19 protein-coding genes and 1 tRNA gene are annotated in these 17,738 nt (G+C 61.8%); 18 read left to right on the top strand and 2 right to left on the bottom strand.

Annotated elements, in window-relative coordinates; translation table 11 throughout:
• Positions 1 to 52 precede the first annotated feature (52 nt).
• The 11 genes from kdsD to H281_RS0110000 all read left to right on the top strand — a co-directional run bounded on the left by kdsD (position 53) and on the right by H281_RS0110000 (position 9,519).
• Positions 53 to 1,036: an arabinose 5-phosphate isomerase KdsD gene (kdsD, locus tag H281_RS0109945; RefSeq protein ID WP_027804461.1), complete on the top strand. Its 984-nt coding sequence runs from the start codon at positions 53 to 55 to the stop codon at positions 1,034 to 1,036.
• Entirely contained in the window at positions 1,036 to 1,596 is a 561-nt protein-coding gene (locus H281_RS0109950) for a KdsC family phosphatase (RefSeq protein WP_020066962.1), read from the top strand. The genes kdsD and H281_RS0109950 overlap by 1 nt, the downstream gene beginning before the upstream one ends.
• Positions 1,593 to 2,192, top strand: a complete 600-nt coding sequence (gene lptC, locus H281_RS0109955) for an LPS export ABC transporter periplasmic protein LptC (protein WP_020066963.1) — start codon at positions 1,593 to 1,595, stop codon at positions 2,190 to 2,192. The genes H281_RS0109950 and lptC overlap by 4 nt, the downstream gene beginning before the upstream one ends.
• A 30-nt stretch (positions 2,193 to 2,222) precedes the next feature.
• The gene (gene lptA, locus H281_RS0109960) at positions 2,223 to 2,894 is read left to right on the top strand and encodes a lipopolysaccharide transport periplasmic protein LptA (protein ID WP_020066964.1); all 672 of its coding nucleotides are present in this window, start codon (positions 2,223 to 2,225) and stop codon (positions 2,892 to 2,894) included.
• Entirely contained in the window at positions 2,891 to 3,676 is a 786-nt protein-coding gene (gene lptB, locus H281_RS0109965) for an LPS export ABC transporter ATP-binding protein (RefSeq protein WP_020066965.1), read from the top strand. Before lptA ends, lptB begins: the two co-directional genes overlap by 4 nt.
• Positions 3,677 to 3,854: 178 nt before the next feature.
• A complete protein-coding gene (locus tag H281_RS0109970; RefSeq protein WP_020066966.1) occupies positions 3,855 to 5,369 on the top strand; it encodes an RNA polymerase factor sigma-54 in 1,515 nt (504 codons plus the stop codon).
• 171 nt (positions 5,370 to 5,540) lie between these two features.
• Complete coding sequence (gene hpf, locus H281_RS0109975) at positions 5,541 to 5,897, top strand: ribosome hibernation-promoting factor, HPF/YfiA family (RefSeq protein ID WP_020066967.1); 357 nt, start codon at positions 5,541 to 5,543, stop codon at positions 5,895 to 5,897.
• 326 nt (positions 5,898 to 6,223) lie between these two features.
• The gene (locus tag H281_RS0109985; RefSeq protein WP_027804462.1) at positions 6,224 to 6,739 is read left to right on the top strand and encodes a PTS sugar transporter subunit IIA; all 516 of its coding nucleotides are present in this window, start codon (positions 6,224 to 6,226) and stop codon (positions 6,737 to 6,739) included.
• Positions 6,740 to 6,878: 139 nt separating this feature from the next.
• The gene (gene hprK / locus H281_RS0109990) at positions 6,879 to 7,847 is read left to right on the top strand and encodes an HPr(Ser) kinase/phosphatase (protein ID WP_007179412.1); all 969 of its coding nucleotides are present in this window, start codon (positions 6,879 to 6,881) and stop codon (positions 7,845 to 7,847) included.
• 103 nt (positions 7,848 to 7,950) lie between these two features.
• Positions 7,951 to 8,844, top strand: coding sequence for an RNase adapter RapZ (gene rapZ, locus H281_RS0109995; protein WP_020066970.1), 894 nt, complete (start codon positions 7,951 to 7,953; stop codon positions 8,842 to 8,844).
• Positions 8,845 to 8,883: 39 nt separating this feature from the next.
• Complete coding sequence (locus tag H281_RS0110000) at positions 8,884 to 9,519, top strand: LON peptidase substrate-binding domain-containing protein (protein ID WP_027804463.1); 636 nt, start codon at positions 8,884 to 8,886, stop codon at positions 9,517 to 9,519.
• A gap of 23 nt (positions 9,520 to 9,542) precedes the next feature.
• On the opposite strand, the gene mutY is transcribed toward H281_RS0110000, so the two are convergent.
• Positions 9,543 to 10,691 (bottom strand): A/G-specific adenine glycosylase, encoded by a 1,149-nt coding sequence (gene mutY / locus H281_RS0110005; protein WP_027804464.1) that lies wholly within the window; start codon positions 10,689 to 10,691, stop codon positions 9,543 to 9,545.
• A gap of 6 nt (positions 10,692 to 10,697) precedes the next feature.
• A complete protein-coding gene (gene mutM / locus H281_RS0110010; RefSeq protein WP_027804465.1) occupies positions 10,698 to 11,528 on the bottom strand; it encodes a bifunctional DNA-formamidopyrimidine glycosylase/DNA-(apurinic or apyrimidinic site) lyase in 831 nt (276 codons plus the stop codon).
• An 87-nt stretch (positions 11,529 to 11,615) separates the two neighbouring features.
• Between mutM and H281_RS0110015 the strand changes: the two genes are divergently transcribed.
• The 7 genes from H281_RS0110015 (at position 11,616) to pth (ending at position 17,697) form a co-directional block, all read left to right on the top strand.
• Complete coding sequence (locus tag H281_RS0110015; RefSeq protein WP_020066975.1) at positions 11,616 to 13,457, top strand: tetratricopeptide repeat protein; 1,842 nt, start codon at positions 11,616 to 11,618, stop codon at positions 13,455 to 13,457.
• Positions 13,457 to 14,089 (top strand): lipoprotein insertase outer membrane protein LolB, encoded by a 633-nt coding sequence (lolB, locus tag H281_RS0110020; RefSeq protein WP_020066976.1) that lies wholly within the window; start codon positions 13,457 to 13,459, stop codon positions 14,087 to 14,089. The genes H281_RS0110015 and lolB overlap by 1 nt, the downstream gene beginning before the upstream one ends.
• A 60-nt stretch (positions 14,090 to 14,149) precedes the next feature.
• Positions 14,150 to 15,031 (top strand): 4-(cytidine 5'-diphospho)-2-C-methyl-D-erythritol kinase, encoded by an 882-nt coding sequence (gene ispE, locus H281_RS0110025; RefSeq protein WP_027804466.1) that lies wholly within the window; start codon positions 14,150 to 14,152, stop codon positions 15,029 to 15,031.
• 52 nt (positions 15,032 to 15,083) lie between these two features.
• A tRNA-Gln gene (locus tag H281_RS0110030) sits at positions 15,084 to 15,160 on the top strand.
• 47 nt (positions 15,161 to 15,207) lie between these two features.
• Complete coding sequence (locus H281_RS0110035) at positions 15,208 to 16,164, top strand: ribose-phosphate pyrophosphokinase (protein WP_006048037.1); 957 nt, start codon at positions 15,208 to 15,210, stop codon at positions 16,162 to 16,164.
• Between the two features lie 163 nt (positions 16,165 to 16,327).
• Complete coding sequence (locus H281_RS0110040) at positions 16,328 to 16,945, top strand: 50S ribosomal protein L25/general stress protein Ctc (RefSeq protein WP_020066979.1); 618 nt, start codon at positions 16,328 to 16,330, stop codon at positions 16,943 to 16,945.
• A 149-nt stretch (positions 16,946 to 17,094) separates the two neighbouring features.
• On the top strand, positions 17,095 to 17,697 hold the full coding sequence (gene pth, locus H281_RS0110045) for an aminoacyl-tRNA hydrolase (RefSeq protein WP_020066980.1): 603 nt from the start codon (positions 17,095 to 17,097) through the stop codon (positions 17,695 to 17,697).
• The last annotated feature ends 41 nt before the right edge of the window (positions 17,698 to 17,738 follow it).

Below are 17,738 nucleotides of genomic sequence, written 5' to 3' on the forward strand. Positions count from 1 at the left end.
TTTGCACAGCAGGCCCGGCGCGGCGAACAAGCGCCTTTGCTATACTTCGCGAATGATAGCGAAAATCAATGGCGACCGGGCACTTGCGCTCGCTCGTGACGTGCTCGACATCGAAGCGGACGCCGTGCGCGCGCTTCGCGATCAACTCGACGGCGCCTTCGTCGGCGCGGTCGAACTCATCATGGGTTGCCGCGGGCGAGTGGTCGTCTCGGGCATCGGCAAATCCGGGCATGTGGCCCGCAAGCTCGCGGCCACGTTGGCCAGCACCGGCACACCGGCGTTCTTCGTGCATCCTGCTGAAGCGAGTCATGGCGATCTCGGCATGGTCACCGCCGACGACGTATTTCTCGCGTTGTCCAATTCCGGCGAAACCGAAGAACTCGTGGCAATTCTGCCGCTCATCAAGCGGATCGGCGCAAAGCTGATCGCAATGACCGGCCGCCCGTCGTCGAGCCTCGCGAAACTGGCCGACGTCCATCTGAATTCTGCCGTAGCGAAAGAAGCCTGTCCGATGAATCTTGCGCCTACAGCGAGCACCACGGCGGCGCTCGCGCTCGGCGACGCGCTCGCGGTCGCCGTGCTCGACGCGCGTGGCTTCGGCCGCGACGACTTTGCGCGCTCGCATCCGGGCGGCGCACTTGGCCGGCGCCTGCTTACTTATGTCAGCGACGTCATGCGCACGGGTGATCAGGTGCCGAAGGTCACGCCCGAAGCGACCGTTCGCGACGCGTTGTTCCAGTTGACGGCCAAGCGCATGGGCATGACCGCGATCGTCGACAGCGAAGACCGCGTGAAGGGCATTTTCACCGACGGCGACTTGCGCCGCGTGCTGGAGCGTGACGGCGATTTTCGCGCGCTGTCGATCGCTTCGGTCATGACTGCCGACCCGCGCACCATCGGTCCGGATCATCTCGCAGTGGAAGCCGTGGAACTGATGGAGCGCCATCGCATCAATCAGATGCTGGTCGTCGACGAAGCGGGCAAGCTCATCGGCGCACTCAACATGCACGACCTGTTCTCGAAAAAGGTGATCTGATGGCCGTCGCGCCCCCTACCGCTACCGAACGCGCAAGCCGCGTGAAGCTGATGATTTTCGACGTCGACGGCGTACTGACCGACGGCGGGCTGCTCTTCACGGCGGAAGGCGACACGATGAAGGCTTTCAATTCCATGGACGGCCACGGCATGAAGCTGCTGCGCCAGGCCGGCATTGAAACGGCGATCATTACCGGGCGCAAGTCGGGCATCGTCGCCGCGCGCGCGAAAGAAATGCATATCACGCACGTGTATCAGGGCATCGAGAACAAGCCGCAGGCGTTCGCGGAGTTGCTCCAGGCGACCGGCATGAGTGCGGAACAATGCGGCTACATGGGCGACGACTGGGTCGATCTCGGCGTGATGCTGAAGGTCGGCTTCGCGGCCGCACCGGCTAATTCGCATCCTGAAGTGATCGCGCGAGCCCACTGGGTCAGCGAGGCGCGCGGCGGCCACGGCGCGGCCCGCGAAGTGTGCGACACGCTGTTGCGCGCCCAGCACAAGTACGAGGCGCTGCTCGCAGCCGCCTGTAGCGGCGAACAGCGGGGCCTCGTCGGATGAATCAGTTTCGCCTGACTTCGCTGATCCCGCTCGTCGCGATGGCCGCTCTCGCGGGCATCACGTGGTGGCTTCTGCAAGCCACGTTGCCGCGGCAAAACGAAGGTGCGGTGCGTCCGAAGGAGCACACGCCCGACTACTTCGCCGACAACTTTTCGGTTTCCGAACTCGATCAGTCGGGCTCGACGCAATATCGCCTGACCGCGCAGTCGCTGGTTCACTACGAAGACGACGAACTGAGCGATCTGGTCAAGCCCGCGATGCGCGCGTTCCAGCCGGGCAAGCCGATCGTCACTGCAACCGGCGATACGGGCAAGGTCAACGGCGACGCGTCCATCGTCGACCTGTATGGCAACGCACGCATCCTGCGCGCGCCAGGCTATGGCGACCCGCAGATGCAAGCCGATTCCGAGCATTTCCGCGTGCTGGTCAACGACGATGTGATCGAGACGGAAAAGCCGGTTAAACTTCAGCGCGGCGTCTCCGTAATGACTGCCAGCGGCATGAACTACAACAACGTCACCCGGGTGATGCAGCTCTTCGGCAATGTGAAAGGCGCGATCGCCGCGTCCGACGCCGGCGGCAGCTCGCCCAAGTAACCCGGGTAAATCCATTCCAGGCGTGACTGCATGAACGAATCGTTCCCCCGTTTTCATACCGGCCGCTCGCGAACCCTGTCCGCGTGCCGCGCCGGACTTGCTGCGCTGATTGTCGCGTTGCCGCTCGCCGGCTTCGCGCCGCTCGCGCACGCAGACCGCGCCGACAAGGACAAGCCGCTCAATATCGAAGCGGACAACATGACTTACGACGACCTCAAACAGGTCAACATCTTCACCGGCCATGTGGTCGCGACCAAAGGCACGATCGTGATCAAGGCCGACCGTGTCGACGTGACGCAAGACCCGCAGGGCTATCAGTACGCAACCGGCACCTCGACCGGCGGCAATCTGTCGTATTTCCGTCAGAAGCGCGAAGGTCTCGATGAATACATCGAAGGCACGGCCGTTCGTATCGACTACGACGGCAAGCAGGACCTGACCACCCTCACCACGAATGCGACCGTCAAGCGTCTGCAAGGCCTTTCCACGGTGATGGACCAGGTGCACGGCAGCGTCATCACATATGACGGGCAAAAGGACTTCTATACCGCGAAGGCAGGCAAGGACGTCGCGGGACCGGGCAACCCGAGCGGCCGTGTGCGCGCGATGCTTTCGCCGCGTAACGGCGGCGCGGCGCCGCTGAACGGTGCGTCGGCCACGCTCGCGCCGTCCACCACGATTCAGGGAGCGCCGAATCAGTGAGCACCTCCGCGTCCCTCCCCAATCGCAAGCCGGCCGGCACCAGTAGTTCGCTGGTCGTACGCAATCTGAAGAAGCGCTACGGTTCCCGCACGGTCGTCAAAGACGTCTCACTCGACGTTAAAAGCGGCGAAGTGGTCGGGCTGCTCGGGCCGAACGGCGCGGGCAAGACCACGTCGTTTTATATGATCGTCGGCCTCGTGCCGCTCGACGCAGGCGAAATCGATCTGGACGGCAAGTCCATCAGCTTGTTGCCGATCCACAAGCGTGCTTCGCTCGGGCTCTCGTATCTGCCGCAGGAAGCTTCGGTGTTCCGCAAGCTTTCAGTCGAGCAGAATATTCGCGCGGTGCTGGAATTGCAGCACGAAGACAACGGCAAGCGCCTCACAAAAGACGCAATCACGAGCCGCGTGGAAGCTTTGCTGGACGAGCTGCAAATCTCGCATTTGCGCGACAATCCTGCGTTGTCGCTGTCGGGCGGCGAACGCCGCCGGGTGGAAATCGCGCGGGCGCTCGCCACCAATCCGAGCTTCATTCTGCTGGACGAGCCGTTCGCGGGCGTCGATCCGATTGCGGTGCTCGAAATCCAGAAGATCGTTAAATTTCTGAAGCAACGCAATATTGGTGTGCTAATCACCGACCACAACGTGCGTGAAACGCTCGGTATCTGCGATCACGCCTACATCATCAGCGACGGCAGCGTGCTGGCCGCCGGCGCGCCGAGCGAAATCATCGAAAACGAAAGCGTGCGGCGCGTCTATCTGGGCGAGCATTTCCGCATGTAAGTGCTGGCGGGAATCGGCGGCGCCACGCGCGTTTGCCGGTTCTTCGGTGGCAAGCGCCCGGGCCTGCTCCTGTCGCGGGCGGCCCGCGCCCGGCGTCGCCGGGACCGGCGCAGCGTAATTGCGAATTCGCAAGGTATCGCGGTCGTGGCAAACTCTCTACAATGAATCTGAACTTGCCATGAAAGCCAGCCTCCAACTCCGCCTATCGCAGCATCTTGCGTTGACCCCGCAACTGCAGCAGTCCATCCGGCTGCTTCAGCTGTCCACGCTCGAACTGCAGCAGGAAGTGGCAACCGCGATCTCGCAGAATCCGCTCCTCGAGAACGAGGACGACTGGATCGCGAGCCCGCTTCGCGTGGCGGCCGACGGTTCGCTGATTACCCAGGCACCCAGTTCGTCGGCGCCACCCGACCAGATGGGCGGCAACGGCTCGTCATCGTCCAGCAGCAGTGAGCGCGCGGAAAACGGCGAGCCGCAAGGCGTAGACGAGTACAACGGCCTTTCGGGCGACAGCAACGGCGACGCGTCGCAATGGAATCTCGACGACTACGGCCGCTCCGGCAACGCCTCCGACGACGACGATCTACCCCCGCTGCAAATTCACGAATCGAGTACTTCGCTGCGCGATCACCTGATGGCGCAACTGCGCGTTACGCAGGCTGGTCAGCGTGACCGGGCGCTGATCACCTTCCTGATCGAGTCGCTAGACGACGACGGCTACCTTGCCGCCACGCTCGACGAAGTGCTCGCGGATCTGCCCGAAGAACTCGAAGTCGACCTCGACGAACTGAATGCCGCGCTCGCGCTGCTGCATAGCTTCGACCCGGCGGGCGTAGGCGCACGCTCCGCCTCCGAGTGTCTCAAGCTGCAACTATTGCGGCTGCCGCCCTCGCCCACGCGAACGCTCGCGCTCGAAATCGTCGCCCATTATCTGGAGCTGCTGGCCGCGCGCGATTTCACGCGTCTGCGCAAGCATCTGAAAGCAAACGACGACGACCTGCGCGACGCGCACATGCTGATCCGCTCGCTCGAGCCATTCCCCGGCGCGGCGTACGGCAAGGCCGAAGCGGACTACGTGGTGCCGGACATCATGGTGCGCAAAACTGCCCAAGGTTGGCAGGCTGAACTCAATCCCGAAGTGGTGCCGAAGCTGCGCATCAATCACCTGTACGCCAATATTCTGCGCAACAACCGCGGCGATCCGGGCAGCGGTTCGTTGCGCCAGCAACTGCAGGAAGCGCGCTGGCTCATCAAGAATATTCAGCAACGTTTCGAAACAATCCTGCGCGTCGCGCAGGCCATTGTGGAGCGCCAGAAGAGCTTTTTTGTGCACGGCGAAATTGCTATGCGCCCCTTGGTTTTGCGGGAAATTGCTGATACGCTGGGCCTACACGAGTCGACTGTCTCGCGTGTGACAACCGGTAAGTACATGCTCACCCCGTTCGGGACGCTAGAGTTCAAGTACTTCTTCGGATCGCATGTTTCGACAGACACGGGCGGCGCGGCCTCTTCCACGGCCATTCGCGCGCTCATCAAGCAACTGATAGGAGCGGAAAACGCAAAAACGCCTCTTTCAGACAGCCGCATAGCCGAACTGCTGGCGGAACAGGGCTTCGTGGTCGCACGGCGCACCGTCGCGAAGTATCGCGAAGCACTCAGGATTCCGGCAGTCAACCTGCGCAAGTCTCTGTAGCCCGTCGCCTTCCGTGGCGGGCATTTACCGGCCGCTCCGCAAGTTGGCGGACAGGCCGGCCGATGCGACCTGCCAGAAGTCAGTCACCGGGGGGCGACTCAGGCAAGCCGACAGATCGACCGGACCTACGTCATCGTGCGGACCAAGCGGCCATTAGCTTGGAGAAGCACTATGAATCTGCAGATCAGTGGACACCACCTCGAAGTAACGCCTGCGTTGCGCGAATACGTGATCACCAAACTGGATAGGGTGCTAAGACATTTCGATCAGGTCATCGACGGCAGTGTGGTCCTCTCGGTCGACAACCACAAGGAAAAGGACAAGCGGCAAAAGGTTGAAATCAACCTGCATCTGAAGGGCAAGGACATTTTTGTCGAGAGCTGTGACAGCGACCTCTACGCTGCGATCGATCTCATGATCGACAAGCTCGACCGGCAAGTGATACGTCACAAGGATCGCCTGCAAGGCCATCAGCACGAAGCGATCAAGTATCAACCGGCGCCGCAACTTGACGTGCCGCCGCAGTAAGCGAAATTAGAAGACTTACTTCATTTCGCTTCACCTCAACCGCCCGCATTCGGGCGGTTTTTCGTTGGGATTCCGGTTTGTTTGCCGAATGCTTGTCGATTGCTTGCCGATTGCTTGCCGGTTCCCACCGGACGATCCTCGAGGTCGTCGCAGCGCGAATCGCCCTGAAAAAAGAACCTATTGAGCATTGATGGCGCGCCGCACCATACGCCGTCGCCCTGTTCTATAATGTTCCGGTTACCATCGGGGTCTAGGTCGCGTGCACGCGGTCTGCCGGAGTACTGTGCTTTCGGACTCCAACGCACATCGCGGTGAGCATCAAACGAATGGAACGCCAATCAATCGCCCCAGCGAGGAGAACCCAGGCCACGTTTTCGCCTGTCAACATGAATCGTTTAGCCAAATTTCTTCCCCTCGAGAACGTCGTCGTCGGACTATCGGTCACCAGCAAAAAGCGCGTGTTCGAGCAAGCGGGCCTCATCTTCGAGAACCAGAACGGCATCGCCCGTAGCACGGTCACCGACAATCTGTTTGCGCGCGAGCGCCTCGGATCGACAGGGCTTGGCGAAGGCGTCGCGATTCCGCACGGCCGCATCAAAGGACTCAAGCAGCCGCTCGCCGCGTTTGTCCGTCTGGCCGAACCCATTCCCTTCGAATCGCCCGACGGCCAGCCGGTCTCGCTGCTGATCTTCCTGCTCGTGCCTGAACAGGCCACGCAGCAGCACCTCGAAATCCTTTCGGAAATCGCGCAACTTTTGTCCGATCGCGAGGCCCGCGAGCGCCTGCATACGGAAGAAGACCGCGAATCATTGCATCGCCTGCTCACTCAGTGGCAACCTTGATGCAGCGGCGGTCATCCGCACGCCGCCTATCCGCACGTCCCACCGCCCGCGTGCGGATATAGCCAGGCTCGGCGCACGGCCCGCGTTAGCGTGGCCGGCGGTTTGCCCGGCAAGCGGCCAACACTGGAGTCACTGACTCATGGATACGTCCAGCATCAACGCCCAGAGCATTTTCGACGATAACGCCGCCACGCTGAAGCTAAGCTGGCTGACAGGGCATGAAGGCTGGGAACGCGGCTTTTCTTCAGAATCGGTCGCCAATGCCACGTCGAGCGCCGACCTCGTCGGCCACTTGAACCTGATCCACCCGAACCGGATCCAGGTGCTCGGCGACGCCGAAATCGACTACTACAAGCGCCAGACCGACGAAGACCGCTCGCGCCACATGGCCGAACTGATTGCGTTGGAACCGCCTTTCCTCGTGGTGGCGGGCGGCGTCGCGGCTCCGCCGGAACTGGTGCTTCGCTGCACGCGCTCGTCCACACCGCTTTTTACGACGCCGATGTCGGCGGCCGCGGTGATCGACAGCCTGCGCCTCTACATGTCGCGCATTCTCGCGCCGCGCGCCACGTTGCATGGCGTGTTTCTCGACATTCTCGGCATGGGCGTGCTGCTCACCGGCGACTCGGGTCTCGGCAAAAGCGAGCTCGGTCTCGAACTCATTAGCCGCGGCCACGGCCTCGTCGCCGACGACGCCGTCGACTTCGTCCGGCTAGGCCCGGACTTCGTCGAAGGGCGCTGCCCGCCGCTGCTGCAAAATCTGCTGGAAGTACGCGGCCTGGGACTGCTCGACATCAAGACGATTTTCGGTGAAACCGCCGTGCGCCGGAAAATGAAGCTCAAGTTGATCGTGCAACTGGTACGCCGTCCTGACGGTGAATTCCAGCGGCTGCCGCTGGAGAGCCAAACCGTCGACGTGCTCGGCCTGCCCATCAGCAAGGTCACGATTCAGGTGGCAGCAGGCCGCAACCTCGCGGTGTTGGTCGAAGCCGCAGTGCGCAATACCATTCTGCAATTGCGCGGCATCGACACGCTGCGTGACTTCATGGACCGGCAGCGCCTCGCCATGCAGGACCCGGATAGTCAGTTTCCCGGCAAACTGATCTGAGTCGGTCGTACATCGAGTACTTGCAGCCCACGCCCATGGCCGGTTGCAGGTACGCGCGAGAGCAGTCAGATGCTATGATGAAACGGACCGATTTCACGACTCCATGCGCATAATCCTCATCACCGGCATATCCGGCTCTGGCAAATCCGTCGCGCTCAACGCGCTTGAGGACGCGGGCTATTACTGCGTCGACAATTTGCCGCCGCGCTTTTTGCCCGAACTCGCCTCCTACCTCGCCGAAGACGGAAATGACCGCCTCGCGGTTGCGATCGACGCGCGTTCGAGTGCGTCACTCGACGACATGCCTGCGATGATCCGCGACCTCTCGCGCGCTCACGACGTGCGGGTGCTGTTCCTCAACGCGAGCACGCAGTCGCTGATTCAGCGCTTCTCGGAAACGCGTCGCCGCCATCCGTTGTCGGGCTCGACCGCGCATGACGCAGATGTCGGCTTGCTCACGTCGCTCGCGGAGGCAATTGAACGCGAGCGCGAGCTCGTCGCGGGACTTGCCGAATTCGGCCATCAGATCGACACGAGCAACTTGCGCGCGAACGTGCTGCGCCAGTGGGTGAAGCGTTTTATCGAGCAGGAGCATGCAGGTCTCGTGCTGATGTTCGAGTCGTTCGGCTTTAAACGCGGCGTGCCGCTCGACGCCGATTTCGTGTTCGATGTACGCACGCTGCCAAATCCGTACTACGACCATGAGTTGCGCCCGCTGACGGGCCTCGACAAACCGGTGATCGATTTTCTGGACGCGCTGCCGGTCGTTCACGAAATGATCGACGATATCGAGAAGTTCCTCGCCAAATGGCTGCCGCATTTCCGCGACGACAATCGCAGTTATCTGACAGTCGCGATTGGTTGTACGGGTGGCCAACATCGCTCGGTGTTCATTGCGGAGACGCTTGCCGCGCGTCTCGCCAATACAGCAAATGTAATCGTGCGGCATCGCGACGCACCGGTCGACGCCGGAGCGTCATCGAAGTTAGTGGCTTAACCGGCCGCATCGCGCGGCCTTAACTCGAAGCGTTGCGCCATGTCCTCTACTTCTACTGTGCTCGCCGATGTGCCGCTGTTCCCGCTGCATACCGTTCTGTTTCCTGACGGCATTCTGCCGCTGAAAATCTTCGAAGCGCGCTACCTCGATATGGCGCGCGACTGCCTGCGCGAAAAGACGCCGTTCGGCGTGTGCCTGCTGAAAAGCGGCGCCGAGGTCGCTCGGGAACACGAGCCTTCGGTGCCCGAATCAATCGGCTGCCTCGCCGAAATTGAAGAATGCGACGTTGAGACCTTCGGCATGCTGTTGATTCGCGCGCGCGGCACGCGGCGCTTCCGGCTGCTGTCGCATCGCGTGGAAAGCAGCGGTCTGCTGGTCGGTATGGCCGAGCCGCTCGGCGAAGACCGGCCGCTAGAAGGTAACCAGCAACTCGCCAAGTTTGGCGCGTGCGCGGAGGTGCTGGAGCGCATCATCGCGACGATCCAGGAGCGCGACCCGGAAAGCTTGCCGTTCGCGGAACCGTTCAGACTCGAAGACCCGTCGTGGGTATCCAACCGTCTCGCCGAAGTACTGCCGATCGCACTAAAAGCGCGGCAAAAGCTCATGGAAATGCTGGATGCCGGCGCGCGCATCGACGTGGTTCATCACTATATGCAGCAGCATCAACTGCTGTAAGAAGCGGCTCCGCGCGTGACCGCTCAGATCAGCGAACCCCGCAGACTCTCCAGAAGTTTTCGTACGGGCGCGGGCACGCCGAAAGAATCGAGGTCGCTTACCGACACCCAAGCCGTGTCCGCATCGCGTAACGCCGCGAGAGCGCCGACACTACGATCGAACTCTGCTAGCCGTGGCTCGATTTCCAGCTTGAAGTGCGTGAACACATGCGTGAGCGGCGCGAGCGGCGACACCGCACCGTCGCCGCCGAACTCGCGCGCTCGCGTGGCGAGTGCCGCTTCGTCGGCGGCCTCGGGCAAGCTCCAAAGGCCGCCCCAGATACCGGACGGTGGGCGCTTTTCGAGCATGACCGCGTCGCCGTCGCGCAGCACGAGCATCCACGTGCGACGCGTCGGCACCGCTTTCTTCGGACGCGCGGCCGGCAGTTCGCGCTGACGTCCCGTCACGTTCGCAACACAGTCGGCGGAAAACGGACAGCGCAAGCAGTCGGGCTTGCCGCGCACGCACAATGTGGCGCCAAGGTCCATCAGACCTTGCGTGTACGCGCTGACTTCGTCGTCCGATGCATTCGACGGCAGCAGCGATTCAGCCAGCGTCCACATGGCATTCTCGACCTTCTTCTCACCGGGGAATCCTTCGACGCCGAACACTCGCGCGAGTACACGCTTCACGTTGCCGTCGAGAATCGTCGCGCGGGCGCCGAACGCAAACGACGCGATCGCCGCCGCCGTCGAACGCCCGATGCCGGGCAGTTCCGCGAGTTCGTCCACCGAAGCCGGGAACGCGCCGCCGTGCCGCTCGACGACCGCCTGCGCGCAGCGATGCAGATTGCGGGCGCGCGTGTAATAGCCGAGGCCGGCCCACAGTGCCATCACATCATCGACAGGAGCCGCGGCAAGCGCGGCAACATCCGGAAAGCGCGCGAGAAACTTCGCGTAGTACGGAATCACCGTCGAGACTTGCGTCTGCTGCAGCATGATTTCCGACAGCCAGATGCGATAGGCATTGCGCGTGTTCTGCCATGGCAGATCATGGCGCCCATGCATGCGCTGCCATGCGATCAGCCGGGCGGCAAACCCGGACGTCAGTGCAGATGCGGGCACCGCGGATACAGCAGGCGCGGCGGACGGCGCGGAACGCGGACCGGACTTCGGAGTTAAGCGGGAAGGCATTGAAAATTAGCGCTGACAGGTGGGACAAAAGTAAGTGGAGCGCTGACCTTGCACGATCTGTCTGATCGGCGTGCCGCACACGCGGCACGGCTGCCCCGCGCGGTCATAGACGAAATAATCGAGCTGGAAGTACCCGCTTTCGCCATTGCTGCCGACGAAATCGCGCAGCGTGCTGCCGCCTTTCTCGATCGCCGCTGCCAGCGTCACGCGCACTGCATCGGCCAACAATCCGTAGCGTACGAGCGAAACGCGGCCGGCCGCGATGATGGGCCGGATACCCGCGCGAAAGAGGCTTTCGGACGCATAGATATTTCCCACGCCGACCACGATTTCGCCGGCCAGCAGAGCTTGCTTCACCGACACCTTGCGCCCGCGTGTGAGCCGGTGCATGAGCGCGCCTGAGAATGCGGGCGAAAACGGCTCGACGCCAAGACTCGCAAGCAGCGGATGCTCGAGCACGTCGCCGGCTTCACGCGGATGCCACAGCACCGCGCCGAAGCGTCGCGGATCGCGGAAGCGCAGAATGAAATCGTCGAAAATCCAGTCGACGTGGTCGTGCTTTGCCGCGGCCGGAGGATGCGGCACATGACGCAACACACGCAGTGTGCCCGTCATGCCAAGATGCACGATGAACCACCCCGCGTCGATTTCGAACAGCAGATATTTGCCGCGCCGCTCGACGTTGCGCACGACGTGCCCTCGCAAGGTATTCGCAAGGTCCGCGGGAATCGGCCACCGCAGCGCAGGCGTACGGACATCGACGCGCTGCACCTTGCGGCCGGACACATACGGCTCGATCCCTCGTCGGGTAACCTCAACTTCTGGCAGCTCTGGCATGTCTAACTGGTCTGCAACTTGCGTGAGTGGTTGTGCGCGTATTGTAGCGAGCGCGTTACAATCGTCCGAAACATTGAACGGATTTCCATGAACTTGTCCTTCGTGAAGCTGTTTTCGAAGCGCCCGGCTAGCGCGTCCCGCGTGCCGCACGCAGTGTCCGCGCGGCGCTCGCTGGGTGTGGCCGCGCTCGCGCTTTGGGCGTTCGCCGCGCTGCCCGCGCACGCGCAGGACCCATCGCCGGAGTCGGACGACACCTCGGTCACGCTGTCCGACCCGCTCGGCCCGCCGTCAGCGGAAGAACAGAAAGCGCTGCCGAACGTGCAACTGACGAGCCAGATCGTATTCCAGGTGCTCGCCGCCGAAGTCGCGTTGCAGCGTAATCAGCCTGCGCCTGCTTATCAGACGTACCTCGCGCTTGCGCGCGACACGCACGATCCGCGCATGGCGCAGCGCGCCACTGAAATCGCGCTGGCCGCGCAAAGCCCGTCGGACGCGTTGGCCGCCGCGCAATTGTGGCAGCAGTATGCGCCAGGCTCGGAGCGGGCCGCACAACTCGACGCGTCGCTGCTGGTACTGTCGGGCAAGCCCGATGACGCAGCGCCGTTGCTTGCGCGTGAACTCGAGAAGGTGCCCGCGCAGAATCGCGGCAGCGCAATTCTTGCGCTCCAGTTGCTGATTTCTCGCGGACCGAATCGCATCGGCGGCCTGCATGTGTTGCAGGACCTGCTGAAGAACGATATGAACCGGCCGGAAGCGCAGCTGGCCGTCGCACGTCAGCAACTCGTTTCCAATGACGCGCCGGGTGCTCGCAAGTCGCTGGAACAGGCGCTTGCGCTTAAGCCTGACTATTTGCCCGCCGCGCTGATGCTGTCGCAAATGGGCCCCGAGGAACGCAAGGAAGGAATCGCGTCGCTCGAAAAATACGTGCAGCAAAACCCGAAGTCGCATGACGCGCGTCTCGCGCTCGCGCAAATGTATCTCGCAAGCGACCGCCTGGACGACGCGCAAAAGCAGTTCGAGATCATGCACAAGGCGAATGCGAACGACCTCACGCCGCTCATGGCGCTCGCACTCATCAAGATCCAGCAGAAGAACTTCGCCGAGGCGCAGACGTATCTCACGCAGTACGCGCAGCAAGCCGAGAAAACGCCTGGCGCGGATGCGGGGCAAGCGTATATCTATCTGGCGCAGTTGGCGCTCGAACAGAAGAACGAAGCGGCCGCCGCCGACTGGCTAGACAAGATTTCGCCGTCGAGCCAGCAGTACATGCCCGCGCAGATCACGCGCGCGCAGCTGCTCGCGAAGCAAGGCAAGCCTGACGACGCGCGCCGCCAATTGGCCAATCTTCGGCCAGCCGATCCGCGCGACCAGGCGTTGGTCGCACGCACCGACGCAGCCATCCTGTTCGACGCGAAGCGCTACCCTGAGGCGGAAACGCGCCTGCAGCAAGCCACGGCGGCATTTCCGGACGACCCGGATCTGAGCTATGACTACGCCATGGCGGCCGAAAAGAACGGCCACTTCGACGTCATGGAAGCGCAGTTGCGCAAGCTCATTCAGACGCAACCAGACAATCCCCAGGCGTACAACGCGTTGGGCTATTCGCTTGCCGATCGCAATCAGCGTCTAGCGGAAGCGGACAAGCTGGTCGAGAAGGCGTCGTCGCTTGCGCCGAACGACGCGTTCATCATGGACAGCGTCGGCTGGGTCAAGTACCGCATGGGCAATACGTCGGACGCGATCAAGGTGCTGCGCAAGGCCTACGACATTCAGCCGAACGCTGAGATCGGCGCGCATCTCGGCGAGGTGCTGTGGAAAGCCGGCGATCAGGACCAGGCCCGCGCCGCTTTCCGCGAAGCTCGCAAGCTCGAACCCAACAACGAAACGCTCGTCAAAACGCTGCAACGTCTTCAGGTGAACGATCTTTGATGCGTATTTCCCGTTTCAATTCTTTTTCATGGGCGCCGCGTCGCGCGGCGCTCGGTCTCGCTGCGGCGGCCGTCGTAACACTGGTCGGCTGCGCCTCGGTGAAACCGCAGGGGCCGTCCACGTCGAATGCGGCGACCGCGGTGACCGCGCAAACGAGCCGTGCTTACCAGGGCCGTTTCGCCGTCCAGTACAACGATCAGAACGGCCAGCAGCGCAACGCGTACGGCAATTTCTCGTGGCAGGAAACGGGCGACACGGTGACCTTGCAATTGCGCAATCCGCTTGGGCAGACACTCGCGATCGTCACGTCGTCGCCGGCTTCGGCCACGCTTGAATTGCCGAACCGCCAACCGCTCACCGCTGACAACGTCTCCACGTTGATGCAGAACGCGCTCGGCTTCGCACTTCCCGTCGAAGGATTGCGTTACTGGCTGCAGCCTTCGCCCGCGCCCACCTCGCGTGCCAAGACGGAACGGGACCCGGAACAGCCGTCACGCTTCAAGGAAATCACTCAGGACGGCTGGACGATCGACTATCTTGCCTACGCCGAAGCGCCGGCTACTGGCGTAAAGCGGGTGAATCTGACGCGCTCGGAGCCGCCGCTCGACATCAAGCTTGTACTGGACCAGTAAAACGCGCGTCTCGCGCTCTTGCCGCTTATTCGGCGCCATCTCGGCGCATGCAGCCTCGACATGATCGAAACGACCGACTCGCTGCGCGATTGCCTCGCGCCAGCGAAACTCAACCTCTTTCTGCACATTACCGGGCGCCGGCCGGACGGCTATCACACGCTGCAAACGGTCTTCCAGCTACTCGACTGGGGCGACACGCTGCACTTCAGGCGTCGAGCCGATGGCCTCATCACGCGTAGCACCGAAATCGCCGACGTTCCCCCCGAACACGACCTCACCGTGCGCGCCGCCACGCTTTTGAAAGCGCATACAGGCTCGCCGGAAGGCGTCGACATCGAAATCGAAAAGCGCCTGCCTATGGGCGCAGGGCTTGGCGGCGGCAGTTCGGACGCCGCCACCACGCTGCTCGCGCTGAACCGGCTTTGGAAATTGAACGTGCCGCGGCTGGAATTGCAGGCGCTGGCATTGAAGCTCGGCGCCGATGTGCCATTTTTTGTTTTTGGAAAAAATGCGTTTGCCCAGGGTGTCGGTGAAGCTTTAGACGTTGTACAATTGCCGCCGCGTCATTTCCTGGTAGTGACGCCGAGGGTTCATGTTCCGACTGCAGCGATTTTTTCCGAAAAAGCGTTGACAAGAGATTCAAAAGCCCTCACAATTACGGACTTTCCTGCAGAACTTAGCTGCAACACTGAATGGCCAGAGAGCTTTGGCCGTAATGACATGCAGCAGGTTGTCGTCGGAAAGTACGCGGAAGTAGCGCAAGTGCTGCGATGGTTTGAAAACGTCGCGCCGGCGCGGATGTCCGGATCTGGTGCAAGTGTCTTTGCAGCGTTCCGTAGTAAAGCTGAAGCAGAAGCGGTGCAAGCTAAACTGCCAGGCGAATGGAACAGCGCAGTGGCCGCCAGTCTGGAACAACATCCACTCTTTGCTTTCGCGTCATAAGTTTTGCATCGTCGAACGAAACTCCACGTTCGGCGGAGCTCAAAGTTAGTGTAGGGGAGTCGCCAAGCTGGTTAAGGCACCGGATTTTGATTCCGGCATGCAAAGGTTCGAATCCTTTCTCCCCTGCCAATAATTTCTCGCATTTCCCCTCGCCCCCAGCCTGAAGCAGGTGCACGATGAGCAGCCATGACGGCCTGATGGTTTTTACTGGCAACGCAAATCCCGCGCTTGCACAGGAAGTCGTCAAAATCCTCGGTATTCCCCTCGGCAAAGCAATGGTTAGCCGTTTCTCGGACGGTGAAATCCAGGTCGAGATTCAGGAAAACGTGCGTGGCAAAGACGTCTTTGTTCTGCAGTCCACGTGCGCACCGGCGAATGACAACCTGATGGAACTGATGATCATGGTCGACGCGCTCAAGCGCGCATCGGCCGGTCGGATCACGGCAGCCATCCCCTACTTCGGTTATGCACGTCAGGATCGCCGCCCTCGTTCGGCGCGCGTCGCCATCTCGGCGAAAATCGTGGCGAACATGCTGGAAATCGCAGGCGTCGAGCGGATCATCACGATGGATCTGCACGCCGACCAGATTCAAGGCTTCTTCGACATCCCCGTCGACAACATCTACGCTACGCCTGTGCTGCTCGGCGATCTGCGCAAGCAGAATTACGAGAACCTGCTGGTCGTTTCGCCGGACGTCGGCGGCGTGGTTCGTGCCCGGGCATTGGCGAAGCAGTTGAACTGCGACCTCGCGATCATCGACAAACGTCGCCCGAAGGCGAACGTTGCCGAGGTGATGAACATCATCGGTGAAGTGGAAGGCCGGACCTGCGTGATCATGGACGACATGGTCGACACCGCCGGCACCCTTTGCAAGGCGGCTCAGGTTTTGAAGGAACGTGGCGCGAAGCAGGTTTTCGCTTATGCCACTCACCCGGTTCTGTCGGGCGGCGCCGGCGAGCGCATTGCCGCATCCGCACTCGACGAACTCGTTGTCACGGACACGATCCCGCTCGGTGAAGAAGCCCGCTCGTGCGCGAAGATCCGTTCGTTGACCAGCGCCGGCCTGCTTGCCGAAACGTTCTCGCGGATCCGCCGCGGCGATTCGGTCATGTCGCTGTTCGCTGAAAGTTAAGTATTTGCGAAGGCGCGGTGTATCGCTTCATGCGAAACACGCGCTTTTGCACAATCGGCGTGAACGAACGAAGGTTCATGCCGCAGCTCTGGGGCCTCAGCCATAACGGCTTGCGGGCCCCGTTTTTACTGCCTGGTCGCGGGCAGTGCATTGGAGATTCAAAATGAAAGTTGTCGCTTTCGAGCGTTCTTTGCAAGGTACGGGTGCGAGCCGCCGCCTGCGTAACTCGGGCAAGACCCCGGGCATCGTATATGGCGCTGGTGCTGAAACGCAATTGGTCGAACTGGACCACAACGCGCTGTGGCACGCGCTGAAGAAAGAAGTTTTCCACTCGTCGATCCTCGATCTGGAAGTTGGTGGCAAGTCGCAACAGGTTCTGCTGCGCGACGTGCAATATCACCCGTTCCGTCAGCTCGTGCTGCACGTGGACTTCCAGCGTGTCGACGCATCGAAGAAGCTGCACACCAAGGTACCGCTGCACTTCATGAACCAGGAAAGCAACCCGGCTGTGAAGCTGGCGAGCGCGGTGATCTCGCACGTCGTCAATGAACTGGAAATCGAGTGCCTGCCGTCGGCACTGCCTGAATTCATTGAAGTCGACCTGGCCAAGATCGAAGCTGGTCAATCGGTTCACGCTAAAGACATCCCGCTGCCGGCAGGCGTGTCGCTGGTTGCTCACGTCGAAGCAGAAAACCCGGTGGTCGCTGCTGCAACGATCCCGGCTGGCGCAGTGTCCGAAAGCGACGCCGCCGCTGGTGAAGGCGAAACGCCGGCTGCTTGAGTGCGCCTCGCGCAGTGAGCAAGTAATCCTCTCGATCCGTTTCAATGAGACGATCGATGTGACCCGCCGAGGTTCGCCCCGGCGGGTTTTTTTTCGGTTATTTCGGCCCGGCCGCGTTTGGCTTGCGGGCCAGATGGACCCACTCAATCATGATCAAGCTGATCGTCGGCCTCGGCAATCCGGGCGCCGAGTACACTGCGACGCGCCATAACGCCGGCTCCTGGCTTGTGGATCAACTGGCGCGCGAGGCGGGCACGACGCTGCGCGATGAGCGGCGCTTCCATGGCTTCTACTCGAAGGCCCGACTCCACGACGAGGAAGTGCATCTGCTGGAGCCGCAGACTTATATGAACCGCTCGGGTCAGTCCGTCGTAGCGGTGGCGCAGTTCTTCAAGATTCTTCCCGACGAGATACTCGTCGCGCACGACGAACTCGACATGCCGCCCGGCAGCGTCAAGCTTAAGCTCGGCGGGGGGAGCGGCGGACACAATGGCTTGAAGGACATCACCGCGCATTTGTCGTCGCAGCAATATTGGCGGCTGCGCATCGGCATCGGGCATCCACGCGACCTGATTCCCGAAAGTGCGCGCGCGGGCGCCAAGCCCGACGTGGCGAACTACGTCCTGAAACCGCCGCGCCGTGAAGAGCAGGACGCGATCGACGCGTCCATCGAGCGCGCGTTGGCAGTCATGCCGCAGATCATTAAAGGCGAGCTTGAACGGGCAATGATGCAACTGCATCGCAATTCTTAAGCTGTGTTGCTGGCGGCGCAGGTTGGGATGAAGCAGCGCTG

It is taken from the genome of Paraburkholderia caledonica (assembly GCF_000383275.1).
GTDB lineage: Bacteria > Pseudomonadota > Gammaproteobacteria > Burkholderiales > Burkholderiaceae > Paraburkholderia > Paraburkholderia caledonica.